This is a genomic window from Desulfonatronospira sp. MSAO_Bac3 (assembly GCF_003838035.1).
Taxonomy (GTDB): domain Bacteria; phylum Desulfobacterota; class Desulfovibrionia; order Desulfovibrionales; family Desulfonatronovibrionaceae; genus Desulfonatronospira; species Desulfonatronospira thiodismutans.
The window spans coordinates 1-2,336 of record NZ_QYZY01000099.1 but is presented as its reverse complement, the minus strand read 5'-3'; the positions used below and the strand labels follow the sequence as shown (position 1 = coordinate 2,336).

The window sequence follows — 2,336 nt, the reverse complement described above, 5'->3', positions numbered from 1 at the left end:
TCATTTCCTCACCCCCTGAAAAACGTTTGGTATGCTCAAGCAATCTTTTCTCTGGAATAGCACCAGAAGCCATAACGTATCTGACAATAATGAACAGGTAATCAGTCAGCTTATCGTTATCGGGCAATTTCTCCAAAAGGTCATAAATTTCATGGATTTTAGTATCCAGCTCAGGATAATATATGTATTTCAAGAGCAGATGGAATATCTCCATTATGGTGGTCGTCTTGAATGAAGCTTCATCCATCTGTCCGATATCGTGCAGAATATGCCGGAACTGGGGAATGAAATCCTTGTAATGCTCAGATGGCAGCTGAAAAAGGTCCTCAAACTGAACACTGAAATTCCACCCCTTATAGCCATTATAAATAACCACCGGAACAATGATTGGCAAGTACTGGTCGAGTTTACCATCCACTAAAAGCCGCATCCATTTCTGCACCTGGTAATTCAGGGTCTGCAGTATGGTGAACCTGTACGGTTTGCTTTTGTGCTCAAACAGGAAATACAGTTCCAGCTCATGAATCCTGTCCTTGAAATAAACCTTGGCTACCACGTCTGAATAAAATTCTTTGAATTCCTCAGACAGATAACCCTCCATATCAATCTCAATGATTGTCAGGTCCAGGTGCTTTTTGATTTCCTCAGGAAGATAGTACTGGATGAAGTCCCGGACAAACTCCTCTCGGCTGAAGAAACTCTTAAAACAGAGGTCGTGTGCATTTGGAATCTTCTTGCTAATATATAAAAACTACCTGTACCAGGTTGTTTTTGCAAGATTTATTTGAATCAGTCCGAGATTTTTTTATAATGCGGTAAATAATTGACCAGATTACTGTGAAATTGGCAGGAAGACCCTGTGATGCAGGGCCTTCCTTGTGTATTTTACTTGCTATGCAGCCTGTTTCCTGCTCAAACCGTCCAGGTAGGTGGTGAATTTTTGGAAGAGCTCCGGTTCGCGCTTGCAGCGCTGCAAGTTTTTAAAAGCAAGGATGGTTAGAAAGGTTAGTCCTGGCTGATAATCCTGGATAGCTTGAAACGGGTAAAATCAAGGCCAGATTGCCCATAACATGCCAAGCATAAAATGGGAAAAAAGTCGTCTGAATTGCCCAAATTATACCAGGCATGAAATGAGAAGCCTCTCTTCAACCGTGCGCGGCAGAGCCGCCCGCCTGTCACGCCTATGGCGTGATTGAATAGCTCATGAGCTAGCCCGCAGGGCATTCAACTGGGGTGCCAAAAAATCTTCTCCGGCACGGGAAGCCTTCAGCTTCACACCCGGGTATAATACGCTTTCGCTGTCCTTCGGAATTATACCGGGCAGGCGGGTGCTCCGCGCACGGTTTTGAAGAATAAAGAGTTTTGGAAAGGTTTGCCTGCCTGTAACTCTGGATGCTTTGCATGCTTCCTGCTCCCCTGAAGGGTAACGATTACCTGTGCCACTTTCAGGGCAATCGTCAGGCCCTTTTATTTGTCGAGACAGACGGTATTGCCCTGTACCCAGGCAAGATGAAGTGACACACCGGAACGAGAACCTGCTGAAATGATGCTGTCTCTGCTTGCGCTGCCACCCATGAGTTCGGCAAAAGCTGCATAGTCATGGAAGCCTTCATGGGACTGACTGAAGGAGTGGACCAGCATGACGGCATGCTGAGCGTTGAATCTCTGGGCCTCAATGATGGCCGATGCTGTGCGGTGCAAAAGCTGATAGCGGATGGAGAGGGGGACTAAGTCCAGCTCAAGCAGCCTTTGCAGAAACTCAAGGCGAGCTGTCTTGCCCGGGCTGGACTGGGCTTGCCATTCCTGTATCGTGGGGCCGAATGACTCGGAAACTTTGCCCTCTACCGCTATGGAAATAAGTTCTCCCTGGGAACGAGCAAGGACCCAGATATCATTTTGTGAGGGACGAGAGCCGCCCGGAAGTGGAACCTGGTGTTCCGGAAAAGCAAGTAACATCTCCGCTGCAGGGAATTTTGACCCGAGAACTACTCCCACCTCACCTGGAAAGCCACCAGCATCTTGCCAAGAATAAGCGAGAGTGCGGGCTGAATAGCCTTTACGCCACTGTCTGGCGGGCTCAGCCAGGAACTGAGCCCATTGCTCTGCACTTGTGGCGGGGATGTAAATTCTGGTCAAGGCAGGTTTTCTCCTGGTTTAATCCCAGCACAGGCCACTGTCGCGGAAACCAAGGGACATTTTGCCGCACTTGGGGCACATGTACTTGCCATCAGTGAGAACAAGATCTCTGTCAAGTTTATCAGTCATTCTCCATTCTGCTACATGGTAACTCCCCGGCTCTCCCAGTAGCCGAGGGTCATCATAAGGAATTGGATTAC

2 protein-coding genes are annotated in these 2,336 nt (G+C 47.9%); both read right to left on the bottom strand.

Features of this window, described 5'->3' with window-relative positions; translation table 11 throughout:
• A partial coding sequence (locus tag D5S03_RS03495) for an Rpn family recombination-promoting nuclease/putative transposase (RefSeq protein WP_502697113.1) occupies window positions 1-730 on the bottom strand: 730 nt, incomplete at its 3' end.
• A 737-nt stretch (window positions 731-1,467) separates the two neighbouring features.
• Window positions 1,468-2,136, bottom strand: coding sequence for a DUF6946 family protein (locus D5S03_RS03490; protein WP_502697112.1), 669 nt, complete (start codon window positions 2,134-2,136; stop codon window positions 1,468-1,470).
• Window positions 2,137-2,336 lie beyond the last annotated feature (200 nt).